Below are 22,296 nucleotides of genomic sequence, written 5' to 3' on the forward strand. Positions count from 1 at the left end.
TTAAAGCCTATTCAATAATCTTTGTAACAACACCTGCACCTACAGTTCTACCACCTTCACGGATAGCAAATCTTGTTCCCTCTTCAAGTGCAATTGGGTTGATTAATTCAACAGTGATTTTGATATTATCACCTGGCATAACCATTTCTACACCTTCTGGCAATGCAATAGAACCAGTGATATCTGTTGTTCTTACATAGAATTGTGGTCTATAACCATTAAAGAATGGAGTATGTCTTCCGCCTTCCTCTTTTGAAAGAACATAGATTTCGCCTTCAAATTTTTTGTGAGGAGTGATTGAGCCGGGCTTACATAATACCATACCTCTTTCAACTTCTTCTTTTTTAGTTCCTCTTAGAAGTACCCCAACATTATCACCAGCTTCACCTTGATCAAGTTCTTTTCTAAACATTTCAACGCCAGTTACTGTTGTTTTTTGTGTTGGTCTAATACCCACGATTTCAATCTCATCACCAACTTTTACGATACCTCTTTCAATTCTTCCTGTAACAACTGTTCCACGACCTGCAATTGAGAATACATCTTCAATTGGCATAAGGAAAGTTTTATCTGTTTCACGCACAGGAGTTGGAATATACTCATCTACTGCGTCCATAAGCTTCATGATTTTTTCACTCCACTCACCTAAACTTCCTGCTTTTGCCTCTTCGAGTGCCTTAAGAGCAGAACCTGCAATGATTGGAGTATCATCTCCAGGGAATTCATAGCTTGATAAAAGCTCTCTAATTTCCATTTCAACTAATTCTAACAATTCTGGATCATCAACCATATCTTGTTTATTCATAAATACTACAATATAAGGAACACCAACTTGACGAGATAGCAAAATATGCTCTCTTGTTTGTGGCATTGGACCATCTGCAGCAGAAACAACAAGAATCGCACCATCCATTTGTGCTGCACCTGTAATCATATTCTTAACATAGTCAGCGTGTCCGGGGCAATCTACGTGTGCATAGTGTCTTTTCTCTGTTTCATACTCAATGTGTGAAGTTGCGATAGTAATACCACGCTCTTTTTCTTCTGGAGCGTTATCGATATTATCATAATCTTTCATCTCCGCCAAACCCTTTGTGGATAGAACAGCAGAAATCGCAGCACTTAAAGTTGTTTTACCATGGTCAACATGCCCGATAGTTCCAATATTTACATGGGGTTTTGATTTGACATATTTTTCCTTAGCCATAAGCTTCTCCTAAAATTTAAAGTTTAAAATAGTTCAAATTTTACACTATTTTTACCAATTTTAAAATTAAGAATCGTAACATTTTCTACAATTCTATCACAATCTCTGAAAAACTGGAGCCCATAAGCGGGATTGAACCGCCGGCCTCTTCCTTACCAAGGAAGTGCTCTGCCACTGAGCTATATGGGCATACAAAAATAAACAACATAAAAAGTGTTAGGCTGATTTAAAAAAACTACAAGTAGAATCAGCTCCCAGTATGGAGCGGGAAACGGGGCTCGAACCCGCGACCCTCAGCTTGGAAGGCTGATGCTCTAGCCAACTGAGCTACTCCCGCATACTTTATTAATGGTGGTGAGACGTGGATTCGAACCACGGAAGGTAGAACCAGCAGATTTACAGTCTGCCCTCGTTGGCCACTTGAGTATCTCACCCCTAAAACTGGTCAAACACTGAAAAATAACTATTTAATTTTTAAAATGGAGCTGGTAAAGGGACTCGAACCCCCGGCCTGCTGCTTACAAGGCAGCTGCTCTACCAACTGAGCTACACCAGCAAATTTTAAAAATGAGACGAAATTTTACCCTTTTTTGAAATTATTGTCAATAGCTTTTAAAATTATTATATAATTCTTTTGCATTTTTAGTGAGAATTTACATTAAATAATGCGTATTTGCGTGATTATATTTATGTTAATCCATCACTAAATAATTGCAAAATTTTCAAAAAGGAATTTTATGAAATCCCATAAAAATCTACAACCTAGGGGATTTAGAAAAAAATATTTTTCTTTGGCTGCAATTTTGATGCTAAATAGCACCCTCATTGCACAAAGTCAAAATATTGCTTTAAATGAAAAATCTTCAGAGACAAAAGAGCAATCATTGAAGCTTTCTATTATCCATGCAGATGAGTTTGTAGAGAATACGGACTCCAAAGAAGAATTTAGTGCAGAGGAAATTAAACAATCCAATGCTCAAAATATCTATGAATTCTTAGAACTCCACTCTCTACTCAAAATCACTTCAAACTATGGCAATCCTTACACTCAAAACATTGATTTAAGAGGTTTTGGACAAAATGGACACAAGAATCTTGCTATTATCGTTGATGGAATGCGTCTTAACAACATTGATTCTACGCCTATTTCACTTAGTGCAATCCCGCTAGATTCTATTCAAAAAATAGAAATTATCCGAGGTAAAGGCACCACAAAATATGGTAATGGTGCAGTTAGTGGGGTGTTAAAAATCACTACTACGCGTAAAGCTGGTGGTGAAATTAACTTGAGTTATGCAAGTTATGATACTTTTAATTCGCAATTTTTTGCACGGCATGCTGGGGATAATTTGAACATTGGATTATATGGACAATATCAAAATTCACAAGGCAGCAGAAGAATCTCTCCAGATTCTGATGAAAAAGATGGCAGTTACAACAAAAATGGCGGTATTACGCTTTTTTATTATCCCGATGATTCTTTATTGCTTAGAGCAAATATGAATTATTCCAAATATGGCATCAAATATGCTAATCCACTTACCAAAGAGCAATTTGATTCCAACCCAACTCAAGCCCCTATATCTTCATGGGGAGATACTTTTACCCATCAAAAACGCTGGGATTTGTATCACAATGTAGGCTTAACTTATTTTGCAAATAACGGCTTAGTTACAGAAATCAATTTTGGTGGGAATCGCAACGAGAGTGAATATATCAACTTCGCTAATCTCTATGAAGGAAAAGGTTTGTATGGAAATTTCAATTCTCAATACAAAAATGATTCCTATCTTGCAGAAATTGGTGGAGAAATCAAGCAAAACCAACGCTCAAGCAGCACAGCAAAAGCTCAAGTAAGTGAGATTTTACTCTATTTAAATGGAGAAAAATATTTCGAAGATTCTACGCTAAATCTTGGAATCTCCGCCCAAAGAGTAATCAACCAGCAAAAAGGCGATGGCACTTATAGCACACAAGAAAATCTCATAGGTGGAGAGCTTGGATACAACTATCAAATCCATCCCCTCATCAATCTTTTTGCCTCTTACTCTCGCACCTTTGCTACTCCAAATGTCGATTGGCTGCTTGGATATGATCCTATTACCTATGCACCCATGCTAAATACACTAGCCAAAACCGCCACTTTTGATACTTTTCAAATTGGCTCCAAAGCCGTTTTTGGGATTCATGAGTTAAGCGGGAATATCTTTTATATCCATGGAAATGATGAGGCTTACTATGGGTTAAATAAAATCACTGGAATCTATGATAATCAGACTTTAGGGGAAACTCGCAGAATCGGTGGGGAACTAAAATTCACTACCTATTTTTCACAAAATCTCTTTAGCACCTTAAGCTATGCTTATGTTGATGCAACGATGCAGAGCAATGAAGGGTATAAAGGCAATACTATTCCGGGAGTTTCTAAGCATACTTTTATTATAGGATTAAACTACCTTCCTATCCCAAATCTTAATCTTGGAATCTCTTATAAATATGCTTCTAAAGCTTATGATTACAATGATTTTGACAATACTTTAGAAAAAATGCCAAACTACCAAAGCCTCAATGTAACCCTTAGCTACACTCTCAAAGATTTTGAAATTTACGCTTTTGCAAACAATCTCACCGACCACAAAAATGCTCTTGTTGTCAGCGGAGGTTATTACCCATACGAATTTGAAACTATCTTTGGTGGGGGAGTGAAATATAAATTCTAATGGAACATTTCACTTTTAAAACCTATTTAAGCTACAAATTTCTTAACTCCCTTTTTGGGAGTGCTTCTTTGGGGACAATTTTCACAATCTACGCTATTTTGCCACCAAAAACCTTTTCCATAGGTGGCATTACACTTGCACTTGGTGCTTGGATTCTTACCTTTTTTTATACTCAACTTTTAAAAACAAAACCTTATAAAATCATTCTTTTAATGATTGAGATTCTACCCTTTTGTTATCTTGCTGCTTATTTATTATTCCCTAATACCTTTTATGGTGCAATTTTGATTTATGCCCTTTATCAAATAGGGTTTATTTTTGGAGACTATCTTTCACGCAATGAAACTTTGATATTCCACACCAAAGATTATCTTTCAAAAATTGATAAAGCAAAACAAATTGGATATTTAAGTGGATTATCCTTAGCATTTATTTTTTATTTTATATTAGAAAAATTTGGCATAGATTCAAAAGAAGCACAAATTTATAATATCCATTTTCTCTTACTTTTGCTACAATGCTTGGTTATTTTAACCCTTATTCTTTCATTCAAAGGAAAATCTTGCAAAACCTAAAAGAATCCTACCGCAAAAACTGCAAAGCCTCTTTAGAAAAAATCAAAGCTTCCAACCAAACAAGAATCTTAGACTACAAACTCCAAAAGCAACTTAAGATTCTTTTGGATTCTCTAATCTCTCTCCACCAAAAAACCTCCAAAACCCCTCTTAATATTTTATTTTATTATCCTCTTGAAAACGAATTTAATTGTAAAAAACTTTTAAATGCCTATCGCAAACAAAAAAAGATTCAAATTTTTACGCCTTTTATGTGTGGTATCAGCTTTAAAATTGTAAAATATAGATTACCATTGCAAAAAAAAGTATTTGGTATTTACGAATCTTATAATTCATCTTTTAAGGTTAATAAAATCCATATTGCAATTATTCCAACACTTGGAATAGATAAAAATTTCAAAAGAATAGGATTTGGCAAAGGTATGTATGATAGATTTTTTGAAACTCTAAAACAAAAACCTATTAATATTTTTATTTGTCGTGCTACTCATTATAATCATCAAATCATTACACAACCACACGACATTCAAGCAAATTTTTTCATCACACCTTTTGTCAGTCTAAAATTAGAGGACAAAAAATATGATAACTTGGATTATAATAAGCTCCGCTTTATCAGCCTTAGTCGCTGGCGGTGGAAGCTACCTTATTTCACGCAAACTTTCTAATGCTAATTTAGAAGTTTTACTCGAACAATCAAAGGCAAAGGCAAAAGCCATAGAATATGAGGCAGAGAAGATTCTTCAAGAATCAAGAATCAAAGCCAAAGAACTAGAAATAGAATCTCAACAAAAATACGAAAGAGAAGCCGCTAAGATTATCAAAGAATACGAAAATAATCTTTTGGAATTAGAAAAAGTAAAGCTAAAAGAAAATCAACAAATCGAACGCGAATATTGTAAGCTAGAGCAAGAAAAACAGCTTATCCGCAGAGACAAAAACAATCTCTCTCAAGAAAGAGAATCACTCAAAAAACTCAAGAATAATTACCAAGAAAAGCTAGAAGAACTCACTCATCATCTCACAGCCGTCAATTCTATTACCAAAAATGAAGCAAAAAAACTTCTTTTTGAAAAAATCACAGAAGAATCAAGGCAAGAAATCGCACAATTCTTAAGAAAAATAGAAAACCAAGCCAAAGAAGAAGCCAAAGCAAAAGCTACTTATATTTTAGCGCAAGCAACCTCGCGTTTTGCAGGTGAATTTGCCGCTGAGAGACTTATCCACACAATTATACTGCCTAATGATGAGATGAAAGCTAGAATTATCGGCAAAGAAGGGCGAAATATCAAAACATTAGAAATGATTTGTGGCGTAGATATTATCATTGATGATACACCCGGTGTGATTATTGTAAGCTCACACAATCTCTATCGCCGCTCTATTGCAGTGCAGACTATCCAAAGACTCATCGAAGATGGCAGAATCCAACCAGCCAGAATCGAAGAAATCTATCAAAAATGCTATGATGAATTTGAACAAAATATCTTTGAAGAGGGGCAGAGAGTTACTCTTGATTTGGGACTTGGAAATATCCACCCTGATATCCAAAAACTCATAGGAAAATTGCGTTATCGTGCAAGCTATGGACAAAATGCCTTAGCTCACAGCCTAGAAGTTGCAAACCTTGCTGGAATCATCGCAGCAGAATTAGGGGGAGATTGCCTACTTGCCACAAGAGCAGGATTACTCCATGATATAGGCAAGGCTAGGACACATGATTTCAAAGGTAGCCATGTAGAACTTGGAGCTGAAATTGCAAGGCGATACAACGAACACCCTGTGGTTTTAAACGCAATTTTATCCCACCACGGCGATGAAGAGATTAAAAGCATCGAAGCTGCCGCTGTTTGTGCCGCGGATTCTCTCTCTGCAGCGCGTCCGGGTGCAAGACGAGAAGTGCTAGAAAATTATCTAAGAAGAGTGAGTGAGATTGAGCGGATTGCACTTTCAAAAATGGGAGTTTTGCATGCTTATGCAATCAATGCAGGACGAGAAGTGCGAGTAATCGTGAAATCTGAAGATATTAGCGATGATGAATCTTATCTACTAGCTAGAGAAATCGCCAAAGATATAGAAGCAAGCGTGCAGTACCCTGGTGAAGTCAAGGTAAGCGTGATACGCGAAACAAGAGCTTGTGCGATAGCGGAATAACACAATCAATACAAAAGGAGTAAATATGGAAAGTTTCATTGTTGCTGCGAGGAACGATGGATTTGGCGAGAGAATGTGCGCCATGCTAAATGCTATGTATATTGCAAAGAAAACTGGTTGGACTTTTAAATTTATTTGGCAAGACCCACCTAAACTAGAAAATAACGATCAAAATGTGCTTTTACCGTGGAATGATATGCTACCACAAGATTTAACGTTTTCTAGAGAATTCATTAATAAATATGCTTTAAAGAACTCTCCATCATGCAATGACACCCTAATAAAAACAAATTCACACAAAACCTTACAAGAAGCTATCAGGAATCCGGGTAAATATGAGTGGGGGGGGGGGCATTATTCTTTACAAGAATATTTAGCAGAGTACTTTACCGATATTGAGCAAAAAGAATACGCCAATACCCTTCAAGAATGCTGGAATGAAATAAAGTTTTCTTCAAATATTCAACACAGCATTACATTAGCCAAGCAATGCAAAAACTTACCAAAAAATTTTATTGCCATCCATATTCGCTGTGGGGATATTTTTATAAATGGGGATATTTATCTTGCAAGACATAAAGCTGTTAATGTTTGTTTAGTGCTGGAAATTATCCAAAAAGAAATCCAAGAGGATAAAGAAATTATTTTATTTAGCGATGATCTTGAAATGCTAAACACTATCAAACAGCAAACAAATATGAAATTTGGCAACAAAGTTTTTATCATTGATGATTTTTTTAAAAGAGAGCAACACACCAAGCTAGAGCAAAGTATTTTTGAGATTATGGCCATGTCTCAAGCTACAAAAATCTATAGTGGGATATCTGGATTTTCTAGGCTAGCCAATATGATTGGCAACAACAAGCACATTACAATTTATCGTTTCTTTGATTCCAAAGCCCAATATAAAATCACGCAACAACTTATCACACAATATGCACTACCGCCCACCCATGAAGCTTTTGCTTATCTGCATCTTTTTGATCTTATAAAAGATCTTAAGAACACTCAAAACCTCCAAGCCTCATATATCCAAAAGGCTTACTCACTAGAGCCAAATATTACTGCACTGAAAGTATTGTTAGTTTATACATTATTGCAAAATAAAAATTTCAAAGAAGCAAATCAGGAACTAAAAACCATTTATCACAGCCATAAATCCTCCTATCTTAATGAGCTTTTAAGAGAAGGGTGGAAACGAGCTGGTATTTTATTATACGATTTTACTTTCAGCGGATATTTTCAAGCAAAACCCATTGAATCTTTTCCTTACATTGCATATTTTTCATATATCATAGCTTCTAAAACTTTAAATCACCATTATCTTAAGTGCCTATATAAGTATAATCCAAAATTCTATTTTGCCATATTAAAATCACTGCCAAATTTCAATCGAGTTTTTATTGCAGCTAAGCAAATTGATCCAAATTTACCCACACTCTCAATAGATATTCCCACAAAATCAAAACAAATAAAGCTCCTTATTCAATATCTAATCCATAAAAATTTCAAAAAGTTAAAAAATAGCCTCAACAAAAAATATAGAAAAATTACAAAGTTATTTACCCAGTAAATACCAATTACACATTTTAATCTGCATTGCAATTAATACACCTTAGATAAAATCCTACTTTTCTCTATCTTAATTCTTTTTCGCTTTAAGCGCAAAAAAAGGCGCAAGAAATGGTTTTTCTCCAAAAGATATTCCAATGAAGTTCTATGCATTTGAAGACAATTAATAATATATCTAGCGAATAATTTTAGCTCACTATTGATACAATTATCCAAATTATCAATCATTTTGATGCAAATATTTAAATCTTGAATATTATTTTTAATTTTTAATGGTTCTACATCATTTGTAGAAGAACCAATATTGTCCAAATTATAGTTGTACAATATACATGGTATTGTCTTAATCTTTTCAACATATTTCATAAAATTTAAGGTTACCAATGCATCTTCTGCCATAGTAATCTTGATCTCATCAGGCAATTTCAAATTCTCATATACTTTTTTCAAAGTATTTGTTTTAAAAATCTTTCCCCAAATATTCCACTTACCTGCAACATCGTCAATCATCAATCGCCTCAAATACTCAGCCCTAAAAGGCTCTCCAAACTGCCAATAATCTTTTTTTACCTTAATACCATGTTCAATTATATTATGATTTGCAACAACCAATTCGGCTTCTCCCCCCCCCTCATGCTTTTTAAAAACTTTTCACATGCATCAATCTCCAAAAAATCATCAGGATCCAAAAACATCACGTAAGGAGAAACTGCTATTTTTACCCCTTCATACCTAGCCTTTAACAATTTTAAATTTTCCTTATTGCAAACAATTTTAATCCTGTTATCTCTTGCAGCATATTCTCTTGCTATATCCACACTACGATCACTTCCGCAATCATCTACAACAATAATCTCAATATCTTTTAAAGTTTGAGCAATGCAACTATCTAAAGCTCTAGCAATATAATTTTGGACATTATAAGTTGGCAATATAATGGCAATTTGGCTCATTGAAATATCTCCAGAATTTTTTTTGGGTGACGTATATATTTCATCAAGCCTTTATTTTTATTATGAAGGGACTGAAGAATACGATCCTTCACTAAAGTTCTATCTGGATAAGCCAAGCACTCTGGTTCACAGGTATACTTAGAAACGATTTTTTTTATATTATTCTTTTTATTTGCAAACAAAAAAATATTTTGTTTATACCAAAATTCTATATTTGGATTATCCCAAAACAAATACCGAATATCATAACACAAAAACCCAAACTGTGCAAATAGATCCGCCCAATACTTTGGAGGTTGCTCATTAACATGCTCTGTACCACCTTGTCCCGGAATTGCCGCCGAAAACAAAACCGTATCAGAAAAACTTGTTAATAATTTTATAAAATTTTGTGCATATCTTTCTTCCAAATGTTCAGCAACCTCTAAACTTTCAACTAAATCAAACTTTTTCAAGCCACTCCCTTCATAAACAATAGTCGCCACTCTATCTGCCTCTTCAAGCAAATCAACCTTACAATAATTCCCTTCATCCAAAATTCCAAACTCCCCAACCACTTCATTACCATCAATGCCAAAAACCTTAATCTTTTCATCGCACTCTTTCCAAGCTTTCAACCAAGTACCCACACCGCACCCAACATCCAATACACTTCCCACATTTTGCAAAATATTTCTAACAACTGGCACTACTTGTTTAGCAGAAAGATAGCTACCATCAACCTGATCTTTGTAAAACCCCTCATTATAAATAATTAAATTTTTCATCCTAATCCTTTCTTTTATTTTTCGTGTCCTTAGCACTCAAACATTTCACATTATACACAGACACAACTATTGAAATTTTTGGCTTTTGCATACACAACCTTCAATTATTTATCTCAAATTATACGCTATAATTCCTTATTTAAAGGTTTATCATGTTTCATATTTTTTTTAGCGCTGATAAAAACTACATTCCCTATACCGCTGTTTTAATTACAAGCATTATTAAAAACACCAATCCACAAAAAAGCTTCAAAGATTTTTGCACCACCCTAAGCGATTCTTTACCAAGCTTAGATTATCCAAGATTACAATACGACAACTTAGATGAACTAGACAAAAGCGAAGGTTATGTCTTTCATATCCTAAGCGATTCTATCCCCAATGATTTACAAACCACACTTCAAAATTTTATCCATCAACTTAACACTTTTTACCCTTGTACTCTCCAGTTCCATTGCATTGATGATAACGATTTTTCTCATTTCCCCATCTCTGGTGCTGCCCACAGCAACCACTTACCCTACTATCGCCTTAAATGGCAAGACTATCTCAAACCCACTCCGCAAAAATGCCTTTATTTAGATTCTGATATGCTTGTTCTATGTGATTTAAGGGAGTTGTTTGCACTAAATTTAGGAGAAAATATCCTTGCAGTAGTAGGTGATTGTGGCTCTAAGAATCGCAAAATCAAATACAAAAAAAATGGACAAAAACATACTTTTTATTTTGATGAAAACTACTTTAACTCCGGATTTTTACTGATAAATTCTCAAAAATACATTCAAGAAAAAATTTGGGAGAAATGTGAAAATCTAGCACAAAAATGCACCTACATCAAAGCTGCCGATCAAGATTTACTCAACTTCACAATCCCTGCCAACCAATGTTTAAAACTCCCTTTTGCATATAATTTTCAATGCATCACATTTTTATATGTTCTTTGCAAAGATGAATGCAAAAAACGCTTAAACTACACAAGAGCAGAATTTAATGAGAGCTTCAAAAATCCAAAAATCCTACATTACGGGGAAAAACCTTGGAAATTCCTCCAAAGCTATCAAGATTCTAAAGGTAATAATATCAATGATATTTGGTGGCAATACGCTAAGCAAACACCCATTTTTGGGGAGTATCTACTCCAACAAAAACCACAAATAACAGACCACAAACTCTTTGCCATTTTAGGTTACTATGCCCTACAATACACCTCTAGTCTCTTAGGACATTTTCATCTCTCAAAACTACTCAAAAACAATAACGATTCTAAGCTCCTGCAAGAAACCTCGAGGATTCCTATTTCCCAATTTGGACTTTGTTGTGTGCTTGGGGAAGTCATTTTATATGCTAGAAAACACAAAAAAGGCATACTCAATATAATCCCAAAACTCCACAAAATCAAAAGACAATACAAAAAATACGCTACGCATAAGGCGTAATTTTTAATTGCAAGTGGCTATTACCATAGTAATCCACAAACAAGCCCTTTGATTCTGTGATTGCTTTTACCATCAATCATAAACTGCTCAACCTTGTTTGCAATGATGTAGTAGGCGTCTTTGGAAATTACCACTTTTGCATTTTCCATTTTGTCATTGCAAGGCGACTTATCGTCGTGGCATACATTGCAATAGCGTGTGTGCTAAGCACTCACCCACACCTGTAAATAAACCCTTTGATTCTAACAGCAAAACACTCACGACTTTACTTTACTTATAATGAGGCAATAGAGTATCTCATTGCAACAACAATTCCCTAAACAACTCCTCCCACTGCACCATAACCTTATCTTTAGAGAATTTATCCTCAACTATCATTTTTGACTTAGCTCCCATTCCCCTTCTTAACTCCTCATTCCCCATAAGCTTCTCTAGTGCCCTTGCATACTCACCTAGATCTCCATCTGTTACCAAAAATCCGCTCACCCCATTCTCGATAATATCACTTGGACCCGTATTGATATCAAACGCAACGCTTGGTATCCCAAAAGAAGCCGCTTCGACCAAAACCATAGGTAACCCCTCTGCATAGCTACTCATCGCATAGATACTCGCCCTTAAATACTCCTTTTCTATCTCCTTGCTAAAAGGCTTTAAAATTACAGAATCTTGCAAATTTTTTTGCTGAATTTTTTGCTCCAACCTTTCCTTAAAAGGCTCTTCTTTTGCCGACTCAACCCCCGCAATGAGACACAACTCCCACACCTTATTTTTAGGGTCTTTACACACCTCTTCCCAAATATCTACAAGTCTAAAAAACCCTTTTTCATCATTTGGGGTAATCCTCCCCACACACAACACCCTTTTTTGATCCAAAGATGAAACCTCATTAGAAAACACCTTAACAAAGTTTGGAATCACAACGACATTTTTATGGTATTTCCTCCAAGTCTCAATCTCTTTGTTGCTCAAAACTACCAAAGCATCAAAAAAATTCAATCGCCTCAAAAAACGCTTAAAAGAAGTATGCACAAACTTTATATACCGCGTCTTTAAATTCTTAAAAAATGGAAAATGCGGAGAATTATTAAAAATCATCACATCGGCATTGGGATACATTTTATTTACAAGATAGCTTTCATAGACTTTATAATATAACTTATAAAATAGTCTTTTACGCATAGAATCTTGGGAATGCTGATGCAAAAAAGTGATTTTGATTTGTGGATTAATCGCGTAAGGGAGCGATTCATTAGAGCGATAAAAGCTCAGAATCTCAACCTTATGTCCAATTTCACACAAAGCTTCAGCGAGATTGACCACAACTCGTTCTGCTCCGCCACGAATACTAATATCTCCAATAGTTAAAATAATTTCTAATCTTCTCACACAAATCCCCTAATACTAAATCAAATAATACTCTTATAGCAAAAAATTTCTTAAATCTCAAATCCACCATTCACACCTATCCAACTTGCTTCTCTATGGTAACTACCACTGAATCTTTTTTTTCCTAATGGTATCCAAATAGATGTTATGATTAACCTCTAGCATATCGCGTGGATTTTCATCGTGGTAGATATGATATGCGACACCAGCAAACTTTAATCGCCCAGCCGCTCTTGCAAATAATCCAGCATGCTTTGAATAATAAACTCTCAAAATCACGCTCACATCATAACTTTCACGAAAGATGCTCCACAAAATCCAACCCTTATGCAAAAAAGCCTTGATTTTTAAAAAGAAATTTTTAGTGTGTTTAGTTTTGGTATAAACCCATACTTTATCCAAAAAAGGATTCCCTATCACCACAGGTGCATTAAGGCTATTAACCACAATATCAATTTGTGCCTTTGGATATTTTTTCCTTAAAGCTTCTATTGCGGGAGTAGAGCAAACCAAATCCCCAATATTATCATTGCGTATAAGCAGAATTTTCATCTCTTTAGCACCTTTTTATAAATCCCTGCTATCCTCTCTCCCATCACTTCTTTAGAAAAATTATCTATGATAAACTCTCGGCTAGGTTTGACTTTCAAATCCCCTCTCAAAATCCCCTCCAAAGCCTCCAAAAATTCCTCTTTATTAGGATTAGCAGTCAAAACAAAATTACTTCCATTATGCAAATCCCTAATGCTCCCAATATCACTAGCAATACTCACAATCTCCATAGCCAAAGCTTGCATAAGACTTTGAGGCACACCCTCATGAGAATCTGAAGTGAGCATAAACACATCCAAAGTGCTTAAAAATTCCGCTGGATTTGCAACATGCCCCAAAAGCTTGATATATTTGCTTGCATCTTCAATCTCCCCACCACCTACAACAAGATTTTTAAGCCCCTCTTTCCCATCCCCATCTCCTGCAATCACAAAGCAAGTATTTGGATATTTTTTGTGAATCTCCCTTGCAATATGTATGAAAATATCTTGCCTCTTGAAATATCTCAAAACACCTAAATTCCCAATGATAATTTTATCCTTTGGGATTTTGTATTTTTCTTTCATTGCATCTTTATTATATTTTGCTTTATCAAAAATCCCCATATCAATTCCCGTTGGAATTGACATAATTTTGGTAGGATTAATGCGATTATCCCTTATCATCGTCTCCCTGACACTCTCTCCTGTTGTCATAATAAAATCCGCCAAATTGCTAATAAAATTCCACCTTGAGGGGTGAATAGGAGTCGATAAATGCCTTGTGCGGATAAATTTCGCCCCACTCAATAAACTTCCAAGCCCACCGCACCAAGTATCAATTCCGCTATGTGTGTTAATAATATCATACTTTTCATTCCTGAGTATCTTTGCAATCTCCCACATTGTCTTAAAATCGCTCTTCCTTGCAAAAGGCAAAACATAAGTTTTAAAGCCCTTTTCTTGTGCTTTTGGAAGTATCATAGAATCCTCCCTACAAGCCAACGCAAGATCACAACCAAGATTCCGCATCATTTCCATTTCTGAAATAATCCTTATCTCTTGACCTCCCCAGCCACTACTCCACTCTGTATGCAATACCTTAATCTTTTTCACACAATGCCCTTATACTTTCTTTAACGCCTCTAAAACCGCTAAAGGATACAAATAATGTTCTAACTTATGTATTTTTGATTCATAGTTTTCCAAATCCTTGTCTTTTTCCACCACGCCTTGTGCGATAATCTCTCCGCTATCCAATTCATCACTGACCCAATGCACACTCACTCCCCCAAGCTTCATTTGCGATTCAAAACTTTCCTTAATTCCATTTGCTCCCTTAAAAAGCGGCAAAAGAGAAGGGTGGATATTCACTGCTTGCACCGCTTGCGTAAAAATAGGCGTCAAAATCCGCATAAATCCCGCCAAAACACACAAATCAAGCGAATATTGCTTCAAGATTCCAACCAACTCTCTATCAAAATCCTCTCGTCTAGCAAACTTCACACTCTCTAAAACTTGTGTTTTAACCCCTAGATTCTTAGCCCTCTCTAGCCCATAAGCATTTGCCTTGTTGCTAAGAGCCAAAACCACCTCAACCCCAAAAGCCTCTTTGTCCTTTTTATCTGTCTCCACAAACTCCGATTCTATCCCGCCAATCAAAAATCCTCTTGCTTGTGAATCTTTGAGTGAAAATTCCCCCAACCTCTTAAAATACTTCTTATGCAAACAGCGTATCAAAGATTCTAAATTACTGCCATTCCCACTAAACAAAATTGCAATCTTTCTAACTTTCATATTTTCTTCTTTCATCGATTCTATACTTTTTGGCTGATTATGCCCTCTCCCATTACTTTTTCCCAAACAGTTCTGGTTTGTTTTTCTTAAGATTTTCAATATTATCCAAAATCTCTTTTACTCCATATTCCAAACTCTCTTCATCAAGTGCTTCAATATACGCATCTAATGCTTCTTGCATTTTTGATTCAACTACACCAGAAAGCTTTAATACCGCACAAAGCATATCGCTAAGCTGGATAGAGAGCTCCTCATTCGCTTCCTCTAGTTCTTTTATTCTCTCTTTACTCATCATTTTCTCCTCTAAAAATTTGCTCTATTGCCTCTTTAATATCTGCATAAATAAAGCTTTCTTTGAAATTATCAATCTTGCCTCCACTTGCATTAAAATGCCCACCACCATTAAAAAATTTCTTTGCAATCACACTCACATCACAATTCCCATTTGCCCTCAAGCTCACATTTCCTCTAGCATTCACATCCAAAAAAAAGTCAAATTCTGTATGTGTTTTCAAAAATAAATTAGCAAGCACAGAGATATTGCCAACCCCATAGCTCAAAAATCCCCTATACTCCCCACAATACAAAGTGCATTCACTCGCCTTTTGCCCCAAAAGCTTATTTTGAAAATGCGAGATAAGATTATCAAGAGTATCACTAAGCAAACTGCCATTTAAATAGCATTTTTTCATCTCCAAAATCGCATTATCTAGCAAAATATGCCCTCTCTCTTCCCCCAAAAAACGGCTAGATTCTCGCAAAAGAGAAAGTTTATAAGCCCTATCCTCATCATCAAACATAAACCGATTAAGCTCTTTGCATTCGACAATCAAACGCATAGCTACTTTACCAAACTCAAAAGCAAACCCCTCTTCATTCCACAAATCAATGCTATTAATCATCTCCACCATAGGTTCTAGCCATTTCCTCACACTCTCATCAAGCCCAAACCGACCCAAAAGCGTATCATAAACAATTTTTGTTGCACATCTTTTGGTATCTAGCACATACCATTCATATTTATTTGCACATTCTTGCCCACTTTTGTGATGATCTAGCAATTCATAACTCACTTGATAGCCGCTAAGATTAAGCTCTAAAATCTCTTTTTTTAGCTCATCGCATTCACTCATTGTAAGATTCAAATCACTAATTAAAATATGCGATTCTTCTTTATTATTCTTAATATCCCTAACAATCTGCTCTAATCTAGCCAAAACTTCTTTGCCATAATTTGCATTATAAAAGAAAATCTTACTCGCTCTTGTTTTATAAAATTCGCTACTAACAAGCTGACACCCATAGCCATCCAAATCAATGTGTGAGAGATGATAAAGATTCATTTATTTCCTTAACCTAAATAGGGAATTCAATACTTCCCAAAATTTCAAACTTGCTTTGATAATCAATTTCAGCCGTGCTTAAAACCACTATATTGCGACCAAATCCGTATTGTTCCAAGAAAATTGCAAGCGGCTTTCTAAGCACCATAGGCACTCCACCAATAATTGTCGGCACCGCACCCATAGAGACTCCTTTTTGATAAGCAATATTAATCGCATCTAAGAGGCTTTGGGATTCTGTTGGGCTTAGACGCAATCTCTGCCCTATTTTTTGTTGGTCTGGAAGTTTCTCCAACAAAAACTGCTCCAAACTAGGCGAAAGCACAAAATATTTCAACACCCCATCATCACTTTGAAAATTATGTGTAATTAGTCGTTTCAAACACGCCCTTACATACTCGCTCAAAGTCGGCAAATCTGTCTTATAAGCAGGGTATCCATCGGCAATTGCTTCAGCAATACTCAACATATCTTTAATCGGAATTTGCTCATGCAAAAGCTCTTTTAAAATATGCTGGATTGTTCCAATACCAACACCCTTTATCTCTTCGGCTAAAATCGGATAATCTTGTCCCAATTTTGCCACCAAATTTGCCACTTCTTGACGCGTCAATAATTCCTCTGCATATTGTTTGATAAGCTCTTGAATGTGAGTTGAAATAACAGTAGCCCCATCAATAATTGTATAACCCTCAATGATAGCATCTTCTTTTTTATCCTCATCAATCCAATACGCATCCAATCCAAAAACTGGCTCTTTTGTTGGAATCCCATCAGGCAACTCCCCTACAAAACCACTAGAAGCGATTGCCAAATATTTATCCACCATAATCTTGCCCTTGCCAATCTCAATTTCTTTTAGCAAAATTTGATATTCATCAGGAGCGAGATTCAAATCATCTCTTAAATGCACCATAGGCACCAAGATTCCATATTCTGTTGCCATCGTTTTACGAATCGCACGAATCTTATTCACAAGCTCTCCACCTTGTGCAGGATCTGCAAATTTGATGAGTTGATACCCAAGCCCCACCCGCAAAATCTTAACTTTAAGTGCCTTATCAATTTCGGCTTCCTCTCTTTTTCTACGCTCCTCTTCACTCTCCTGTGGTTGCGGTTTAGGTGCGGCTTGTTGTGCGTTTTGAGGAGTTTGTCCCCCACTTGCTCTTTGGGTTTGTCTTTGTGGCAATGGAGCTTGCTCCTCTTCTGCTTTGCCCTTACGCACCTTTTTAAACAAAGATTCTACATATTTCCACGCTTCTCCATCTTTTTGCTTATTTAACAGCAATGCTAAAGTCAAAAACAATAGCCCTACAAATCCCAAAGAAATAGTAGGAAGTCCGGGGACAAGTGCAAACAACAAAAGAATGCACCCTACAATCATCAAAGTTTTGGATTCATTAATTAATTGATCAACAATCCCAGAGGCGAAATTCTCTCCCTCTTTACTAAAACGCGTAACAATAATACCCGTAGCAGTAGAAACAATTAAAGCAGGGAGTTGAGACACCAAACCATCGCCAATAGTAAGAATCGTAAAAGTAGAAGCCGCATCAGCAACACTCATATCCTTTTGGAATACCCCAATTAAAAATCCACCGATAATATTAATAAGCGTGATGATGATTCCTGCAATGGCATCACCTTTGACAAATTTATTAGCACCATCCATAGAACCATAAAAATCTGCCTCAGCAGCCAATTCATCTCTTCTTGCCTTTGCTTCCTCTTGCCCAATTAATCCGGTATTCAAATCCGCATCAATCGCCATTTGCTTACCTGGCATTGCATCAAGTGTGAATCTTGCTTTAACTTCAGAAACCCTAGTAGAACCATTTGTAACAACCATAAAATTGATAATTACCAAAATAATAAATAAAATGATTCCAATCACATAATTCCCACCAACTACAAACTGCCCAAAAGCAGTGATAATATCGCTTACAGCCTCTGGACCTAAATGTCCATTGCTTAGAATCATTCTTGTTGTAGCAATATTTAATGAAAGCCTAAAGAGAGTAACAATCAAAAGCAAAGTTGGAAAAGCTGAAAAATCCGTAGGTTTTTTCACATAAAGTGCAATCAAAATAATCAATGCAGACAATGCAATGGAAATTGCTAGAAAAAAATCCAACAATGCACTAGGAAGAGGGACAATGATAATAGCCAAAATCGCAATGATAAAAAAGACAACTGTTAAATCTTTAGAACCCGTCAATTGCGATAAAAAAGGTGAGATTCTACCCCAAAAAGAAGTCTTTTGCCCTGCTTTTGCCAAAAATGCTCCATTTCAAAAATTAAATAAAGTTTGTAATTTTAATCGTTTTTACCCTATAAAATCAAGAAATTTTAAAAAATTTACACTTTTTAAAATATTTTATGCTAGAATTGCACCTTTAAAAATTTTAAAATTACCAATCAGGAGGTCATTATGGCTCAAGATTCGGCGAAAAAAAGAGAAATTACTTCTGCTTTTGCTAGAAATCCAAAAGATACAGGCTCTGTTGAAGTGCAAGTGGCACTTTTGAGTGATAGAATCAAGACTTTAACAGAACATTTAAAAATCAACAAAAAAGACCATTCAAGTCGTTTAGGTTTGCGTAAAATCGTTTCTCATAGAAAAAGATTGTTAAGCTACCTAAAAAACAAAGATTTCAAACGCTATGCAGCCTTGATTGAAAAATTAGGACTAAAAGATAGAGGTTAATCTCCCAAAGGGGACAAACCTCCAAAAGTCCAAATCTTCCAAACTTCACTTATCCACTTTCTAATTTCAGCTTATTTTTGATTCTTTAATGCTTCTTTAGCATTTGCAATAATCTTTTCATCTAAAGCCAAATTAATCCATTCAAACTGCTTTCCACTCTGTTGCTCTCCACTTAGCAAATCCCCGCTATTTCGATATTCTAAATCTAGTTGTGCAATTTCAAAACCATTTTGTATTTGACAAAATCTCATTAAACGCTGACTTTTCTCTTGTTTGGAATACAAAAAACAATACCCCTTTAAACCATTTCTGCTAACTCTTCCTCGCAATTGATGCAATGTTGCCAATCCCAACCTCTCTGCCCCAACAATCACAATAGTAGAAAGATTTGGCAATGAGATTCCAACCTCCACCACGGTTGTAGCTAGCAAAATATTGCCTTTGTCCCTAAATTCCTCCAAAACCTCCTCTTTGTATTTGTCCTTGCCATGCGTTACATAAATCCCCTCAAAATGCTTTCTCCAAAACTCCTCGCCCTTTTTTAGCGGTGTATAATCTGCACTTTTTCTTTCCTCAACCAAAGGATAAACAATTAACACTTGATGTTTTTTGGCTATCTCCCTTTGGATATGTGCTAAAAGCTCTCTAAAATCTTGCTTTGAAATTACCCAAGAGGTAATATCTTTGGGAAATGGCAAATCCCGAATAAAACTAAAATCCAAAAAATTAGATTCAATCATTGCCAAAGTTCTTGGAATCGGAGTTGCAGAAAACTGCAAAATATGCGGGCGTCTTTGCTCCAGCTCCATCATACGCTCTAATGTATTTCTTTGTGCTGTCCCAAATCGGTGTTGCTCATCAATCATCACCAAAGCAAAACCTTTCAATTCCCGATAAAGCAAAGCATGTGTCCCAATCACAAAATCACTGCTCTCCAAATCACCCACTTTAGAACTTTGCGTCCATAAAGCCACACTAATATGCTTTGGTAAAAACTTCTGGCTTTCTTGATAAATCTGTTTTGCCAAAATTGAAGTAGGCACCATTAAAATGCTTTTTTTAGGGTATGCCATTAGCACACTTGCAAAAATTACCATTGTTTTACCACACCCCACATCACCCACAATTACGCGTCTTGCCGCTTTGTTAGAATCTAAGTCCTTTTGTATCTCTAAAATCGCCATTTGCTGACCCTTAGTGAGTGCAAAAGGGAGATTCCTCTGCCATTTCTTAAAATCCCCATTTAAAGGACAAATGCTCAAAAATTCTACCTTTTTGGCTTTTAATTTACGCATATATTCATAAATTTCTATAAATTTCAATGCCTCCAAACTTGCACCAAAAAATCCATGATTTTTTTTAAAATTTTCAAAAAAACTCATATTAGGTTGATAAATCAATAATAAATGTTTTAAAATTTCTTTGGGGACATACGGATAGGCTTGTATGATTTCTGGCAATTTTAGACTTTTTACAAACTCTCTTAGAAGTGTGATTCTGCTCCCTTGTGCTTTAAAGATTGGGAAAATATCCCCAGTTTGCTTTAAAACTTTGGGTTGAATCAAGCTTACAAAACCATTTTGAATTTGCACTTTTCCACTCACCACGAGATTCTCTCCAATTTTAAAAATACTTTTGTGGTAAGGCTTGGCATTAAAAATGACTAATTCTATTTCCTTATCAAATAAGGGAGCATAACATAAAACTTTGGCTATTTTGAAGCTAGAATACCTCAAAACCTCCACTGCCAAAACCGCTTGAGTATTTGATTTTAATTCACTAGAAAAAATCGTGTTTGCATAATCTTTTGGAATAAATTTCAAAAAAAAATCAAAAAGGGTTTTTACACCCAATTTTTGAATATTTGTAGGGAGATTCAATCTGCACTTACCACACTAAAAGTTAGTTTGGTAATTTCCTTATGAGATTGAATATAATGATTGACTTGTTCTAAGGTAAGGTTTTGAATATCTTTCAAAATTTGAGCATTAAAATCCAAAGGAAGCCCTTTGTAATAATTACTAAAGGCATTTCCTAATCGTTGGGATAAGGTTTCATTGCGTAATGGCTCACTCCCCAACAAATATTGCTTTGCTTCTTGTAATTCTTGCTCTGTAATACCATTTTTGACAAACTCATCTACCACCTGTTGCACGAGTTTTTGGGCATCTTTCTCGTTTTTGAGGCTTGTTTGCAAATATCCCTTAGCATAAGAAAGGGTTTTTCCAGCCTCCAAACGCATTACTGCAGAATAAGCCAATCCGCGCTTCACACGCACCTCTTCCATCATACGACTCCCAAATCCACTTCCACCAAGCACAAAAGAAGCAACCTTGATCATTGCACTTTCTTTTTGCAAATCCCTCACTTCAAGAGGTGCTCCAAAATAAATATATGCTTGTTTAGTTTCTTTGATTTGACGCTGTGTTTGTGGAATCTCATTTGCCTTGATTTCTTTAATATCCACCGCTTTACCCACAGGCAAAATTTCCAAAAGTTCGGCAAGCTCTTTAGTAATTTCTGCATATTCCACATCGCCACCTACAATCAAAATTGCAGATTCCAAATTAACATAACTTTGATAAAATTTTTGAATTTCCCCTAAAGACATTTTGGCAATAGAATCTTTTGTCCCACTCAAAGGATACTCAAGAGGACTCCCTTGAAACAACATCGCACTCAAAGCCCGATTTGCTTGATAGTCAAAATCATTTTCTTTCTCTAAAATTCCAATGAGTGAATTTTCTTTTACTTTTTCTAATGCTTTGTCTGTGAAATTTGGATTTTCTATTAATTCCTTAAGATATTTAAAACCAACCTTTTGTTCTTTGCTCATACCACTAAGAGTAAAGCTCATTGTCTCCAACCCACTGCCGACACTTAGATTCAAGGCTTTCTCTTCTAATTTTTGTGCAAATTTTATCGCTCCAAGCTTTTGTGTCCCTTCATTGAGAAGTGAGCTTGTAATATCCGATAATCCATAATTTTTTTGATTATTAATCCCGCCAGCTCCTTTAAAAACAATTTGCACAAAAAACAAAGGAAGTTGTGAATTTTTCTCATACAAAATAGGTATCTCCACACCCTTAACTTGCAAACTTTTCAATTCCACTGCCATCAAAAATCCTTTTATCAAAAATAAGCTC

General features: G+C 35.6%; 21 protein-coding genes and 4 tRNA genes. 7 read left to right on the forward strand and 18 right to left on the reverse strand.

Translation table 11 applies throughout. The features are described from left to right. Window positions 1-7: 7 nt before the first annotated feature. The 5 genes from tuf to EL247_RS07460 form a co-directional block, all read right to left on the reverse strand. Window positions 8-1,207, reverse strand: a complete 1,200-nt coding sequence (gene tuf, locus EL247_RS07440; RefSeq protein WP_005021383.1) for an elongation factor Tu — start codon at window positions 1,205-1,207, stop codon at window positions 8-10. Window positions 1,208-1,321: 114 nt separating this feature from the next. Beyond that, a tRNA-Thr gene (locus EL247_RS07445) sits at window positions 1,322-1,396 on the reverse strand. A gap of 71 nt (window positions 1,397-1,467) precedes the next feature. After that, window positions 1,468-1,544 (reverse strand) — tRNA-Gly (locus EL247_RS07450). Between the two features lie 12 nt (window positions 1,545-1,556). Next, window positions 1,557-1,641, reverse strand: a tRNA-Tyr gene (locus EL247_RS07455). Between the two features lie 46 nt (window positions 1,642-1,687). Beyond that, a tRNA-Thr gene (locus tag EL247_RS07460) sits at window positions 1,688-1,763 on the reverse strand. A 181-nt stretch (window positions 1,764-1,944) separates the two neighbouring features. Here EL247_RS07460 and EL247_RS07465 point away from each other — a divergent pair. The 5 genes from EL247_RS07465 to EL247_RS07485 are packed head-to-tail and all read left to right on the forward strand — an operon-like array spanning window position 1,945 to window position 8,229. Next, window positions 1,945-3,927, forward strand: a complete 1,983-nt coding sequence (locus EL247_RS07465; RefSeq protein ID WP_126442147.1) for a TonB-dependent receptor — start codon at window positions 1,945-1,947, stop codon at window positions 3,925-3,927. Then, a complete protein-coding gene (locus tag EL247_RS07470; protein WP_126442148.1) occupies window positions 3,927-4,502 on the forward strand; it encodes a hypothetical protein in 576 nt (191 codons plus the stop codon). Before EL247_RS07465 ends, EL247_RS07470 begins: the two co-directional genes overlap by 1 nt. Further along, window positions 4,490-5,170 carry a 5-formyltetrahydrofolate cyclo-ligase gene (locus tag EL247_RS07475; protein WP_005021386.1) on the forward strand — a complete coding sequence of 227 codons (681 nt, stop codon included), beginning with the start codon at window positions 4,490-4,492 and terminating at the stop codon, window positions 5,168-5,170. The genes EL247_RS07470 and EL247_RS07475 overlap by 13 nt, the downstream gene beginning before the upstream one ends. After that, window positions 5,085-6,656, forward strand: a complete 1,572-nt coding sequence (gene rny, locus EL247_RS07480; RefSeq protein ID WP_005021387.1) for a ribonuclease Y — start codon at window positions 5,085-5,087, stop codon at window positions 6,654-6,656. The genes EL247_RS07475 and rny overlap by 86 nt, the downstream gene beginning before the upstream one ends. 25 nt (window positions 6,657-6,681) lie before the next feature. Then, complete coding sequence (locus tag EL247_RS07485) at window positions 6,682-8,229, forward strand: O-fucosyltransferase family protein (protein ID WP_126442149.1); 1,548 nt, start codon at window positions 6,682-6,684, stop codon at window positions 8,227-8,229. Between the two features lie 32 nt (window positions 8,230-8,261). On the opposite strand, the gene EL247_RS07490 is transcribed toward EL247_RS07485, so the two are convergent. The 3 genes from EL247_RS07490 to EL247_RS07500 are packed head-to-tail and all read right to left on the reverse strand — an operon-like array spanning window position 8,262 to window position 9,948. Then, a complete protein-coding gene (locus EL247_RS07490; RefSeq protein ID WP_126442150.1) occupies window positions 8,262-8,840 on the reverse strand; it encodes a hypothetical protein in 579 nt (192 codons plus the stop codon). Then, window positions 8,816-9,181: a glycosyltransferase family 2 protein gene (locus EL247_RS07495; RefSeq protein WP_126442151.1), complete on the reverse strand. Its 366-nt coding sequence runs from the start codon at window positions 9,179-9,181 to the stop codon at window positions 8,816-8,818. The genes EL247_RS07490 and EL247_RS07495 overlap by 25 nt, the downstream gene beginning before the upstream one ends. Beyond that, window positions 9,178-9,948 (reverse strand): methyltransferase domain-containing protein, encoded by a 771-nt coding sequence (locus tag EL247_RS07500; protein WP_126442152.1) that lies wholly within the window; start codon window positions 9,946-9,948, stop codon window positions 9,178-9,180. Before EL247_RS07500 ends, EL247_RS07495 begins: the two co-directional genes overlap by 4 nt. 152 nt (window positions 9,949-10,100) lie before the next feature. Here EL247_RS07500 and EL247_RS07505 point away from each other — a divergent pair, with 152 nt between their 5' ends. Then, window positions 10,101-11,384, forward strand: a complete 1,284-nt coding sequence (locus EL247_RS07505; protein WP_126442153.1) for a glycosyltransferase family 8 protein — start codon at window positions 10,101-10,103, stop codon at window positions 11,382-11,384. Between the two features lie 20 nt (window positions 11,385-11,404). Here the strand turns inward: EL247_RS07505 and EL247_RS08720 are convergent, their stop codons facing one another. The 8 genes from EL247_RS08720 to flhA form a co-directional block, all read right to left on the reverse strand. Continuing rightward, the gene (locus tag EL247_RS08720; protein WP_269470976.1) at window positions 11,405-11,533 is read right to left on the reverse strand and encodes a hypothetical protein; all 129 of its coding nucleotides are present in this window, start codon (window positions 11,531-11,533) and stop codon (window positions 11,405-11,407) included. A gap of 148 nt (window positions 11,534-11,681) precedes the next feature. After that, window positions 11,682-12,773 carry a glycosyltransferase family 4 protein gene (locus EL247_RS07510; RefSeq protein WP_232019751.1) on the reverse strand — a complete coding sequence of 364 codons (1,092 nt, stop codon included), beginning with the start codon at window positions 12,771-12,773 and terminating at the stop codon, window positions 11,682-11,684. 102 nt (window positions 12,774-12,875) lie between these two features. Further along, a complete protein-coding gene (locus tag EL247_RS08585) occupies window positions 12,876-13,325 on the reverse strand; it encodes a glycosyltransferase family 9 protein (RefSeq protein ID WP_172594034.1) in 450 nt (149 codons plus the stop codon). Beyond that, the gene (locus tag EL247_RS07520; RefSeq protein WP_197720459.1) at window positions 13,322-14,419 is read right to left on the reverse strand and encodes a glycosyltransferase family 4 protein; all 1,098 of its coding nucleotides are present in this window, start codon (window positions 14,417-14,419) and stop codon (window positions 13,322-13,324) included. Before EL247_RS07520 ends, EL247_RS08585 begins: the two co-directional genes overlap by 4 nt. 9 nt (window positions 14,420-14,428) lie before the next feature. Then, window positions 14,429-15,100 (reverse strand): phosphoribosylglycinamide formyltransferase, encoded by a 672-nt coding sequence (gene purN, locus EL247_RS07525; protein WP_104745575.1) that lies wholly within the window; start codon window positions 15,098-15,100, stop codon window positions 14,429-14,431. Between the two features lie 52 nt (window positions 15,101-15,152). Continuing rightward, complete coding sequence (locus EL247_RS07530) at window positions 15,153-15,392, reverse strand: hypothetical protein (protein ID WP_126442155.1); 240 nt, start codon at window positions 15,390-15,392, stop codon at window positions 15,153-15,155. Beyond that, entirely contained in the window at window positions 15,385-16,443 is a 1,059-nt protein-coding gene (locus EL247_RS07535; RefSeq protein WP_005021400.1) for a DHH family phosphoesterase, read from the reverse strand. The genes EL247_RS07530 and EL247_RS07535 overlap by 8 nt, the downstream gene beginning before the upstream one ends. A 13-nt stretch (window positions 16,444-16,456) precedes the next feature. Continuing rightward, entirely contained in the window at window positions 16,457-18,721 is a 2,265-nt protein-coding gene (gene flhA, locus EL247_RS07540; protein WP_104745548.1) for a flagellar biosynthesis protein FlhA, read from the reverse strand. Between the two features lie 153 nt (window positions 18,722-18,874). On the opposite strand from flhA, the gene rpsO reads away from it, so the two are divergent. Beyond that, window positions 18,875-19,150 (forward strand): 30S ribosomal protein S15, encoded by a 276-nt coding sequence (gene rpsO / locus EL247_RS07545; RefSeq protein WP_005021403.1) that lies wholly within the window; start codon window positions 18,875-18,877, stop codon window positions 19,148-19,150. 71 nt (window positions 19,151-19,221) lie between these two features. Here rpsO and recG read toward each other — a convergent pair whose 3' ends face one another. Together recG and EL247_RS07555 are read right to left on the reverse strand one after the other, a co-directional pair. Continuing rightward, on the reverse strand, window positions 19,222-21,030 hold the full coding sequence (gene recG / locus EL247_RS07550; RefSeq protein ID WP_126442156.1) for an ATP-dependent DNA helicase RecG: 1,809 nt from the start codon (window positions 21,028-21,030) through the stop codon (window positions 19,222-19,224). Beyond that, window positions 21,027-22,268, reverse strand: a complete 1,242-nt coding sequence (locus EL247_RS07555) for a M16 family metallopeptidase (protein WP_172594064.1) — start codon at window positions 22,266-22,268, stop codon at window positions 21,027-21,029. Before EL247_RS07555 ends, recG begins: the two co-directional genes overlap by 4 nt. Between the last annotated feature and the right edge of the window lie 28 nt (window positions 22,269-22,296).

The organism is Helicobacter pullorum, from assembly GCF_900638355.1.
GTDB lineage: Bacteria > Campylobacterota > Campylobacteria > Campylobacterales > Helicobacteraceae > Helicobacter_D > Helicobacter_D pullorum.

Coding starts and splice junctions, on each gene's coding strand:
- rny (WP_005021387.1), top strand. CDS start 5,085: ATGATAACTTGGATTATAATAAGCTCCGCTTTATCAGCCTTAGTCGCT.
- EL247_RS07505 (WP_126442153.1), top strand. CDS start 10,101: ATGTTTCATATTTTTTTTAGCGCTGATAAAAACTACATTCCCTATACC.
- EL247_RS08585 (WP_172594034.1), bottom strand. CDS start 13,325: ATGAAAATTCTGCTTATACGCAATGATAATATTGGGGATTTGGTTTGC.
- EL247_RS07495 (WP_126442151.1), bottom strand. CDS start 9,181: ATGAGCCAAATTGCCATTATATTGCCAACTTATAATGTCCAAAATTAT.
- tuf (WP_005021383.1), bottom strand. CDS start 1,207: ATGGCTAAGGAAAAATATGTCAAATCAAAACCCCATGTAAATATTGGA.
- EL247_RS07465 (WP_126442147.1), top strand. CDS start 1,945: ATGAAATCCCATAAAAATCTACAACCTAGGGGATTTAGAAAAAAATAT.
- EL247_RS07535 (WP_005021400.1), bottom strand. CDS start 16,443: ATGAATCTTTATCATCTCTCACACATTGATTTGGATGGCTATGGGTGT.
- EL247_RS07470 (WP_126442148.1), top strand. CDS start 3,927: ATGGAACATTTCACTTTTAAAACCTATTTAAGCTACAAATTTCTTAAC.
- EL247_RS07500 (WP_126442152.1), bottom strand. CDS start 9,948: ATGAAAAATTTAATTATTTATAATGAGGGGTTTTACAAAGATCAGGTT.
- EL247_RS07555 (WP_172594064.1), bottom strand. CDS start 22,268: ATGGCAGTGGAATTGAAAAGTTTGCAAGTTAAGGGTGTGGAGATACCT.
- EL247_RS07530 (WP_126442155.1), bottom strand. CDS start 15,392: ATGAGTAAAGAGAGAATAAAAGAACTAGAGGAAGCGAATGAGGAGCTC.
- purN (WP_104745575.1), bottom strand. CDS start 15,100: ATGAAAGTTAGAAAGATTGCAATTTTGTTTAGTGGGAATGGCAGTAAT.
- rpsO (WP_005021403.1), top strand. CDS start 18,875: ATGGCTCAAGATTCGGCGAAAAAAAGAGAAATTACTTCTGCTTTTGCT.
- EL247_RS07485 (WP_126442149.1), top strand. CDS start 6,682: ATGGAAAGTTTCATTGTTGCTGCGAGGAACGATGGATTTGGCGAGAGA.
- EL247_RS08720 (WP_269470976.1), bottom strand. CDS start 11,533: ATGGAAAATGCAAAAGTGGTAATTTCCAAAGACGCCTACTACATCATT.